We start from the raw sequence: 8,753 nt of genomic DNA on the forward strand, positions 1-8,753 counted from the left end.
GGCAGCGTGGTCACGCGGCTCGACACGTAGGTCGGGTGCGACTGCACGCTGACCGACGAGACCGGGAACAGCGCCTGCAGGTGGGCTGCCTGGCTCACCGGCAGCTTGCCGGCGGTGCCCGCGATCTGGACCGAGATCGGCACGAACTTCATCGGCGTGCCGCCGCCGACGCGCGGCGTGATGGTCTTGCCTGCAGCGCTGCCGATCAGCGCGGTGAACTTCACGCCCGTCTTGACCAGATCGGCCGGCACGGTGGCGGTGTACGAATCGGTGAAGCTGGGCACGGCCGACACGGCGGCCGGCAGCGCGCCGGTGGGGGCCGTCAGCAGGAGGTCGCGCATGGCGCCGTCGGCGCTGGTCACGCGCAGCGTGCCGCTCGGCTTGGTGCTGGTCGTCTTGCCGATGCTCGTGACGTTGACCTTCACCAGCGCGGCCTTGCCGGACACCAGCACCAGCGCGCTGTCGTCGCTGTTGAACAGCAGCGATTGCGCGACCTGGATGCTCGACACCGGCGGCGACGGGGTGGTACCCGGATTGATCGGCGGCGTGGACGTGGCCGGCGCGGTGATCTTCATCGACGACGCGATGTCGTTGAAGCCCTCGGCCATCAGGTCGGAGGTGTCTGCCGAGAGCTTCAGCGAGCGTCCCAGGTAGTTGACGTGTTCGAACAATTCCACCGTGTAGCCGCTGGCGACCTTGATCGACGAGATCCGGTCATTCCATCCGCTGGAGATCAGATTCGCCACGTTGGCGTTGGTGCAGGACGTCTCGCCTTGGTAGTTGATGTGCCGATAGAAACAGACCGGAGCGGACGTGATGGTGTCCGTGGTCACTGCGGCGGCGTTGAGCTCCGGGTCGGAGGCGTCCGGTGTCGATTCCTGCTGGCTCCCGCCGCATGAGGCCAGAAGGATTGCCAGGGGGAGCATCGACAGGAAGGATGGCTTGCCGTGCTTCCATGGTTCAGATGCGGGGCGCGTTGCTACTCTCATGACAGCTCCTGGAGAGAGATTGAAAATTCGCCGTGGCCGTGGGCGCCAGCCGGCGAGTTCCCTCAGTGGCCGATGTGGAGTCGCGGTTCCCCCTCTGTCGTCATGTCGGGCGCTGTGAACACGCGAACGAATAGGCGGTGGAGGGTCTGCATGGATGGCATGACCAACGCAACAAGGGCGCCTGAGCGCCCTTGTTGCAGGCCCGCCTCACGGCGGGTTCGGTTCCAGCCTCAGCGAGCGTGCGAGACGCGCACCGCGTTCAGGCCGTCCGACAGTGCCAGCTCGAAGCTGCCGCCGGTCGGCAGATCGGCGCTCGGCAGCGTGACGCTGCCACCGCGCAGGTCCTGCGCCAGGTTGCGGCGCTGCTCGGTGCCGACCCAGGTCACGGTCAGGTACGGGTGRCGCGCYGCATCCCASGTGAGCKTCAGCGCACCGCCGCTYTCCTGCACCTGMACCYGCGGCGTCGCGGCCTGCGCRCGCWCGGYGGTGCYGGCGGCCYTGGCCTGCGAGTTCAGCAGCGTCTTSSCRCCYTGCAGCACRGTGATGCYCTGGATCGCRCCCGGGTTCGGGATCGTGAAGCCGAAGTGCTGCAGCGTGCTGTCATGGTCCAGCGTRCGCGGCGCAAACGGGATGTCCGTGGTGCCGCTGGCCGACACGATGCGCAGCGTGTACTGGCCGGCCTCGGGGGCTTCCGCACGACCCACCAGCGACTTCACCGGGTTCAGCTCGGCCGTGCCGGTCGCACCGATCTCGCCGCTGATCAGCAGCAGGTCTTGCGTGGCCGAGGTCACTGCGGCAGCCGCCTCGTTGACCATCGACTTGTCCGCCGGGGTCAGGTAGGTCTGCATCTTCCGGTAGTTGTAGTCGGAGAAGACCTGGCCGCCGCAGTAGCTCATGATGTCGTGGCGATCGGTCGGGCGCGGGTCGTAGAAGGTGTTGCTGTCCGCGAGGTACGGCCAGACGTAGCGGCCGGCCTTGCCGAGGTTGGCATCCGGGTACGGGTAGGCCGGGTCCGGGCTGCCGGCGCCGCCGCAGGCCGCGTGGGGCAGCGAGAAGTTGTGGCCCATTTCGTGGGCCACCACGTCGCGCACGGTGGTCGGCTGGTCGGGCATGTCGAAGCCGACGCCGGAGTGGCTGCTCAGGTAGGCCAGGCCAGCGAGGCCCCAGGTGCGCTTCGGGATGAAGCCGAAGTAGTGGTCGTGCTTCGCCGCGCCTTCCAGCGARTGCAGRTCGGCCAGTTCGCCGAGGATCTTGCYGAACGCATCGCTCCAGCCGGCATCGGTGGTCGGCAGCGTGGTCACGCGGCTCGACACGTAGGTCGGGTGCGACTGCACGGTGACCGACGAGACCGGGAACAACGCCTGCAGGTGAGCGCCCTGGCTGGCCGGCAGCTTGCCGACGGTGCCGGCGATCTGGATCGCGATCGGGACGAACTTCATCGGCGTGCCGCCGCCGACGCGCGGCGTGATCGTCGTGCCGGCGCTGCTGCCGATCAGCGCGGTGAACTTCACGCCGGTCTTGACCAGGTCGGCCGGCACGGTGGCGGTGTACGAATCGGTGAAGCTCGGCACGGCCGGCACGTTGGCCGGCAGCGCGCCGGTGGGTGCCGTCAGCAGGATGTCGCGGGTGCTGCCGTTGGCGCTCGTCACACGCAGCGTGCCGCTCGGCTTGGTGCCGCCGGTGGCGCCGCTCGTGACGTTGACCTTGACCAGCGCGGCCTTGCCCGAGACCAGCACCAGCGCGCTGTCGTCGCTGTTGAACAGCAGCGATTGCGCGACCTGGATGCCCGACACCGGCGACGTGCCCGTCGGCGGGGTGGTCGTGGTGGGCGCGGTGACCTTCAGCGACGACGCGGCATCGTTGAAGCCGAGCGACACCAGGTTCGCGGTGTCGGCCGTCAGCGTCACCGAGCTGCCGCCGTAGTTGATGTGCTGGAACAGCTGGACCTTGTAGCCCGCCTTCACCTTGACCGACGAGACGCGGTCGTTCCAGGCCGAGCCGATCCAGGTGGAGTCGGCACCGGCGCAGAAGCTCGCGCCCTGGTAGTTGATGTGTTCGTAGAAGCAGATCGCGGAGGTGTCGACTGCGGCGGCCGTGGCAGCCTCGGCCTGCTGGTCAGCAGCGGCCTGCGCATCGGCGCTCTGCTGGTTGCCGCCGCCGCAGGCGGCGAGCAGCACGGCCACCGATGCCAGCGGCACCAGCAGGCGATGGGTGGACGAATCGAATGCTCGGGATTGTCGGGACACGGTCTGACCTCCTTGTAGGTTGCGCCTATCGCGATCACGAATGCGCGTTGTGGTCAAAACCGTGCAAAGTTCATACCGATCGACATGCAACCATCGGTGAAACGGGGTTGACAAGCCGATTCTTGACAGCGCTTTCAGAAATTTTCGGATGCCCTCCCCGTGAGCTGTCGAGGAGGGCGCCGAGGCCCTAGCCTCCTGCGCTGTAACCTGCCTCCCACGGGTTAGGGGGATGACGGGGTGCGTGGCATTTGTTGCCTTGCTTACGACCCGACGCGCATGCGACGAAGCACGCCAGATCGTGACGCAGCATGACGCAGTGTGAACAAGCTCTAACGCAGCGCGCGCAGCAGCACGATCACCGCGCCGTGACCGCCTTCGTCGCCGCGCGCCTGCACGAAGGCGAGCACGTCGGCCTTCTGGATCAGCCAACTGCGCACCTTGCCCTTCAGCACCGGTTCGCGGCCCGGCGAGCCGTTGCCCTTGCCGTGCACGACGCGCACGCAGCGCAGGCCGGTGTGCACGGCGTCGTGGACAAAGGCGGTGAGCCGCTCGCGGGCGGCATCGCGGCGCAGGCCGTGCAGGTCGACCTCGCCCTGGATGGCCCAGCCGCCGCGGCGCAGCTTGCGCAGCACGTCGATGCCGATCTCGGGGCGGCGGTAGGACAGCTGGTCGTCGGTCTCGAGCAGCGTGACCGGATCGAACTCGTCGGAGAGCGATTCGTACAACGCGCGCTCCTCATCGAGCTCGCGCTGGCGCGGCTCGGGCGAGGGCGGCGTGGGCACCGCGTGGCGGCGGCCGCTCGGGGCCACCGGCTGCACGCGGCCGACGCTGTTGGAGAACAGGTTGGCCTCGCGCAGCCGGCGGGCTTCTTCCTCGCGGGCCCGGGCTGCCTGTTCGGCGGCCTCGCGCTCGGCGCGCTTCAGCGCCTCGCGGATGTCGCCCAGGTCCTGCAGGCTGCGCAGGCTCACAGCAGGCCTCGCTCCACGAACGAGACCACCTCGGTGTCGCCGACCACCAGGTGGTCGAGCACGCGCACGTCGATCATCGCGAGCGCCGACTTCAGCGTCTGCGTCAGCATCTCGTCGGAGCGCGACGGCTGCGCCGAGCCCGACGGGTGGTTGTGCGCGAGGATCACCGCGGCCGCATGCAGCTGCAGCGCGCGCTTGAGCACCTCGCGCGGGTAGACGCTGGCCTGCGTGAGCGAGCCGCGGAACATCTCCTCCATCTGGATCAGCCGGTTCTGCGCATCGAGGAACAGCACCGAGAACACCTCGTGGCCGCGCCCGCCGAGCTGCAGCCGCAGGTAGTCCTTGACGAGGATGACGTTGTCGAGCACCGGCCGCTCGGCCATCTGCTGGCCGAGCGAGCGGCGCGCCAGCTCGAGCACCGCGCTGACCTGCGCCAGCTTCGCGGGGCCGAGCCCCTTGATGCGCTGCAGCGCCTGCGGATCGGCCCGCAGCAGCCCGGTGAGCCCCCCGAAATCGTCGAGCAGGCGCTGCGCCAGGCCCAGCACCGAATCGCCCTTGACGCCGGTGCGCAGCAGCAGCGCGACCAGCTCGGCATCGGCCAGGGCCTGCGGGCCGCGGGCCAGCAGTTTTTCACGCGGACGGGCGTCGGCAGGCAGGTCTTTGAGCAGCATGGGCATGGTCCGGCGACGCGGCGGGGCGCCGCACCTAAAATTGGGCCCAGTCTATCGAACCAGGATTTGCCTTGACCCACGTTCAACAGGGATCGTTCCTGACCCTGCACTACCGACTGGCCGGCCCCGACGGCGTCGACCTGATCAACACCTTCGCCGAGAAGCCGGCCACGCTGTCATTGGGCAGCGGCGAGCTCTCGCCGGCGATGGAAGCGCGCCTGATGGGCCTGGCCGAGGGCACCCGGGCCTCGTTCGACCTGCCGGCCGGAGAGGCCTTCGGCGAGCGCAACCCCGAGATGCTGCAGCGTGTGAAGCTCGCGCTGCTGCACGAGCTGGGCGACCCCGACGAGCAGTACCACCTGGGCGACGTGGTGCAGTTCCCGACGCCCGACGGCCAGGCCTCGTATGCCGGCGTCGTGCGCGAGGTGGGCAGCGACTGGCTGCTGTTCGACTTCAACCACCCGCTGGCGGGCCAGCCGGTGACCTTCGAAGTGCAACTGATCGGGGTGCTGTGATGAGCGCGAACCACATGACGACCCAGACGCTGGACGAAGTGCTGCTGGCCGAGCCGCGCGGCTTTTGCGCCGGGGTCGACCGCGCGATCGAGATCGTCGAACGCGCGATCAAGAAATTCGGCTCGCCGATCTACGTGCGCCACGAGATCGTGCACAACACCTACGTCGTCAACGACCTGAAGGCCAAGGGCGCGATCTTCATCGAGGACCTGGCCGACGTGCCGCCGGGTGCCACGCTGGTGTTCAGCGCGCACGGCGTGTCGCAGGCGGTACGGCAAGAGGCGGCGCAGCGCGGCTTCAGCGTGTTCGATGCCACCTGCCCGCTGGTGACCAAGGTGCACGTGGAGGTGGCCAAGCTGCACAAGGAGGGCTACGACTTCATCATGATCGGCCACAAGGGGCACCCCGAGGTCGAGGGCACGATGGGGCAGCTCAACGAAGGCATCTACCTGGTGGAAGACGTGGCCGATGTCGGGCGCGTGCAGGTGGCGCAGGCCGACAAGCTGGCGGTGGTGACGCAGACCACGCTGTCGGTGGACGATGCGGCCGAGATCCTGGCGGCGGTGAAGAAGCGGTTTCCGCTGGTGCGCGAGCCGAAGCAGCAGGACATCTGCTACGCCACGCAGAACCGGCAGGATGCGATCAAGGTGCTGGCGCCGCAGGTCGACGTGCTGATCGTCGTCGGCAGCCCGACCAGCTCGAACAGCAACCGCCTGCGCGAGCTCGGCGAGCGGCTCGGTGCCGATGCCTACATGGTCGACCAGCCCGAGGACCTGCAGGCGCAGTGGTTCGACGGCAAGCGGCGCGTGGGGCTGACGGCGGGTGCCTCGGCGCCCGACATCCTGGTGCAGCAGGTGATCGAGCGGTTGCGCAGCCTGGGAGCGGTGTCGGTGCGCAAGATGCCGGGCGTGATCGAGACCACGCATTTCCCGCTGCCCAAGGGCCTGGGCGACAAGTCCATGGCCGAGATCTGAATTCCCTCAAATAGCCACAAGAAGAGACCCCCATGCTCGACATCAACCTGCTGCGCAAAGACCTGGCCAGCGTCGTCGCCTTGCTCGAGAAGCGCAAGTCGCCGCAACCGTACCTCGACGTCGCGCAGTTCCAATCGCTGGAAGGCGAGCGCAAGACGCTGCAGACCCGCACCGAAGAGCTGCAGGCCAAGCGCAACAGCCTGTCGAAGCAGATCGGCATGCTGAAGGGCAAGGGCGAAGACACCTCGGCGGTGATGGCCGAGGTGGCGGGCCTGGCCGATGAGCTGAAGGCCTCGGGCGAGCGGCTGGAGGCGATCCAGGCGGAGCTCTCGGTGATGCTGATGAGCGTGCCCAACCTGCCGCATGCGAGCGTGCCCGAAGGCGCCGATGAATCGGGCAACCTGGAGGTGCGGCGCTGGGGCGTGCCGCGCACGTTCGACTTCTCGGTGAAGGACCACGTGGACGTGGGCGCGCCGCTGGGGCTGGATTTCGACACCGGCGCGAAGCTCTCGGGCTCGCGCTTCAGCTTTCTGCGCGGGCCGATTGCGCGGCTGCACCGGGCGCTTGCGCAGTTCATGCTCGATGTGCAGACGCAGCGGCACGGCTACACCGAGTGCTACACGCCGTACATCGTCAACCGCGAGGTGCTGGAAGGCACCGGGCAGCTGCCGAAGTTCAAGGAGGACATGTTCTGGGTGAGCCGCGGCGGCGACGAGACGCAGGCCGAGCAGTACCTGATCTCGACCTCGGAGATCTCGCTGACGAACAGCGTGCGCGGCGAGGTGCTGGCCGAGAGCGTGCTGCCGATCAAGCTGACGGCGCACAGCCCGTGCTTCCGTTCCGAGGCGGGCAGCGCGGGGCGCGACACGCGCGGGATGATCCGCCAGCACCAGTTCGACAAGGTGGAGATGGTGCAGATAACGCACCCCGAGAAGAGCTACGAGGCGCTGGAAGAGATGGTGGGCCATGCCGAGGCGGTGCTGAAGCTGCTGGAGCTGCCGTACCGGGTGGTGGCGCTGTGCACGGGCGACATGGGCTTCGGCTCGACCAAGACCTACGACCTGGAGGTGTGGCTGCCGGCGCAGAACACCTACCGCGAGATCAGCTCGTGCTCGAACTGCGAGGCCTTCCAGGCGCGGCGCATGCCGGCGCGGTTCAAGAATGCGCAGGGCAAGAACGAGCTGGTGCACACCTTGAATGGCTCGGGCCTGGCGGTGGGCCGCACGCTGGTGGCGGTGCTGGAGAACCACCAGAACGCTGACGGATCCGTCACGGTTCCGGAGGCTTTGCGGCCCTATCTGGGCGGGCAAACGGTGCTGAAAGGCTGAGGGGAGGGCGGAACGGCCCTTTTCCTGGGCTAGAATCCGCGACTCGGCCCAGTAGACCCGCCGAAGCCCCAGTTTCAGGAGAGGTGGCAGAGTGGTCGAATGTACCTGACTCGAAATCAGGCGTACCGCAAGGTACCGTGGGTTCGAATCCCACCCTCTCCGCCAGAAGACGAAAGCCCCGACCGGATGGTTCGGGGCTTTTTGTTTTGGGGCTACGTCAGCGATTCGATGATGGGTGACGGCTCGACGCCGATCGCTTTGCAGATCGCCAGGAACTCGATCACGTCCAACTGGCGTTCTCCGCTTTCGTACTTCGACACGAAGGACTGCGGGCGATTGAGGCGGGTGGCGACCTGAGCTTGGGTCAGCTCTGCGTCCAGGCGCGCTTGAGTGAGCAAGCGGCGCAGGTTTTCATAGGCGGAGTTGGTCGGGGCACGAATCACGTGGCCGACGTTAAATCCCGTTTTGGAATATCCCATTTCGGGATTCGCAAGACCGACGCCAGCKTTGGTGTCCTTTGATGGAAGGGAAGTGCAGATGCCTGGCAACAGATCGAAGTCCCGCCGTGTTCTCGATCGTGACGACGCCCCAGCTATCGGGGACGGCGAAACACATGCGCCACTGTTCCAGCCGTTTCGCTGGACCGACCCGAAGACTGATTGCCTGCAGATCGAAGCCCGACCGCTCAATCAGCTGATCGAGAAGGTCATTGACGTGACCGACGGCGTGCGCGCGGTGATGTGCGTACTCGAGCGGGATGGCTATAGCAGTGAGGACGATGCGCCGCCGTTGCTTGATCCGGTTCGGCAAGGGGCGCTGCGGCGCCTGGGGATCACTTCACTGCAGTTGTTGAGCGATGAGGCGACTCGACTCAGCGATTGGGTGTTGGCAGGTCACCGTCACGAATGCTTTCACCCGAAGCGCTCTCGAAGGCAGAAGCGATTGAAACGCGGATAGGCCGGTCGACGTGCAAGCGGAATGGCTTCGAAGGCCTGGACTGGAATGACCTCCAGCCGCGCAGACGCTGTGAGGTGCGCATCAGTCTCCGCAGGAAGCCGACTT

General features: G+C 67.2%; 9 protein-coding genes and 1 tRNA gene. 5 read left to right on the top strand and 5 right to left on the bottom strand.

The features are described 5' to 3' along the window. The 4 genes from AC1D15_RS10690 to radC form a co-directional block, all read right to left on the bottom strand. Positions 1 to 746, bottom strand: a 746-nt coding sequence (locus tag AC1D15_RS10690; RefSeq protein ID WP_477825958.1) for a beta/gamma crystallin family protein, incomplete at its 3' end; no start/stop codon positions are given. 473 nt (positions 747 to 1,219) lie between these two features. Beyond that, on the bottom strand, positions 1,220 to 3,235 hold the full coding sequence (locus AC1D15_RS10695; protein WP_477825959.1) for a peptidase inhibitor family I36 protein: 2,016 nt from the start codon (positions 3,233 to 3,235) through the stop codon (positions 1,220 to 1,222). Between the two features lie 329 nt (positions 3,236 to 3,564). Next, positions 3,565 to 4,203 carry a Smr/MutS family protein gene (locus AC1D15_RS10700; protein ID WP_477825960.1) on the bottom strand — a complete coding sequence of 213 codons (639 nt, stop codon included), beginning with the start codon at positions 4,201 to 4,203 and terminating at the stop codon, positions 3,565 to 3,567. Continuing rightward, positions 4,200 to 4,874 carry a RadC family protein gene (gene radC / locus AC1D15_RS10705; RefSeq protein WP_047507475.1) on the bottom strand — a complete coding sequence of 225 codons (675 nt, stop codon included), beginning with the start codon at positions 4,872 to 4,874 and terminating at the stop codon, positions 4,200 to 4,202. The genes AC1D15_RS10700 and radC overlap by 4 nt, the downstream gene beginning before the upstream one ends. A gap of 71 nt (positions 4,875 to 4,945) precedes the next feature. Between radC and AC1D15_RS10710 the strand changes: the two genes are divergently transcribed. The 4 genes from AC1D15_RS10710 to AC1D15_RS10725 all read left to right on the top strand — a co-directional run bounded on the left by AC1D15_RS10710 (position 4,946) and on the right by AC1D15_RS10725 (position 7,856). Continuing rightward, positions 4,946 to 5,389: an FKBP-type peptidyl-prolyl cis-trans isomerase gene (locus tag AC1D15_RS10710; RefSeq protein ID WP_047591370.1), complete on the top strand. Its 444-nt coding sequence runs from the start codon at positions 4,946 to 4,948 to the stop codon at positions 5,387 to 5,389. After that, positions 5,389 to 6,363: a 4-hydroxy-3-methylbut-2-enyl diphosphate reductase gene (ispH, locus tag AC1D15_RS10715; protein WP_477825961.1), complete on the top strand. Its 975-nt coding sequence runs from the start codon at positions 5,389 to 5,391 to the stop codon at positions 6,361 to 6,363. The genes AC1D15_RS10710 and ispH overlap by 1 nt, the downstream gene beginning before the upstream one ends. Before the next feature lie 32 nt (positions 6,364 to 6,395). Next, entirely contained in the window at positions 6,396 to 7,691 is a 1,296-nt protein-coding gene (serS, locus tag AC1D15_RS10720) for a serine--tRNA ligase (protein WP_465114220.1), read from the top strand. 77 nt (positions 7,692 to 7,768) lie between these two features. Then, positions 7,769 to 7,856 (top strand) — tRNA-Ser (locus AC1D15_RS10725). Positions 7,857 to 7,903: 47 nt separating this feature from the next. On the opposite strand, the gene AC1D15_RS10730 is transcribed toward AC1D15_RS10725, so the two are convergent. Then, positions 7,904 to 8,170 (bottom strand): helix-turn-helix domain-containing protein, encoded by a 267-nt coding sequence (locus AC1D15_RS10730; RefSeq protein ID WP_477825962.1) that lies wholly within the window; start codon positions 8,168 to 8,170, stop codon positions 7,904 to 7,906. 52 nt (positions 8,171 to 8,222) lie between these two features. Here AC1D15_RS10730 and AC1D15_RS10735 point away from each other — a divergent pair, with 52 nt between their 5' ends. Continuing rightward, positions 8,223 to 8,648 (top strand): hypothetical protein, encoded by a 426-nt coding sequence (locus AC1D15_RS10735; protein WP_477825963.1) that lies wholly within the window; start codon positions 8,223 to 8,225, stop codon positions 8,646 to 8,648. Positions 8,649 to 8,753 lie beyond the last annotated feature (105 nt).

It is taken from the genome of Rhizobacter sp. P2_H2 (assembly GCF_056403375.1).

Bases quoted from the DNA above. Each gene is read 5' to 3' on its own strand.
- radC (WP_047507475.1), bottom strand. From the start codon at position 4,874: ATGCTGCTCAAAGACCTGCCTGCCGACGCCCGTCCGCGTGAAAAACTG.
- ispH (WP_477825961.1), top strand. From the start codon at position 5,389: ATGAGCGCGAACCACATGACGACCCAGACGCTGGACGAAGTGCTGCTG.
- serS (WP_465114220.1), top strand. From the start codon at position 6,396: ATGCTCGACATCAACCTGCTGCGCAAAGACCTGGCCAGCGTCGTCGCC.
- AC1D15_RS10730 (WP_477825962.1), bottom strand. From the start codon at position 8,170: ATGGGATATTCCAAAACGGGATTTAACGTCGGCCACGTGATTCGTGCC.